Source organism: Halomonas sp. BM-2019 (genome assembly GCF_017584085.1).
In genome coordinates, this window is the sequence record NZ_CP071922.1 from 48,823 (window position 1) to 49,190 (window position 368).

General features: G+C 50.3%; 1 pseudogene. It reads right to left on the reverse strand.

The features are described 5' to 3' along the window. Positions 1-368 (reverse strand): annotated as a pseudogene (gene carB / locus J5F18_RS00260) (carbamoyl phosphate synthase large subunit); the annotation flags it as partial.

A 368-nucleotide genomic window follows, 5' to 3' on the forward strand; every position in this document is an offset into this window, starting at 1 on the left:
TTCGAGCGTAATCGGTTCGAAATACAAGCGATCAGATGTATCGTAGTCGGTCGAAACCGTTTCAGGGTTACAATTCACCATAATGGTCTCGTAGCCGTCTTCACGCATAGCAAGCGCTGCATGCACACAGCAGTAATCGAATTCGATGCCTTGACCAATACGGTTTGGACCACCGCCAATGACCATAATTTTTTCTCGGTCGCTCGGCCGTGCTTCGCACTCTTCGTCGTAGGTCGAATACATGTAGGCTGTTTCTGAAGCGAACTCTGCCGCACAGGTGTCGACGCGCTTGTAGACCGGGAAAATGTTGAACTCTTCGCGACGCTTACGCACTTCACTTTCATGCACGTCGAGAATTGCGGCTAAAC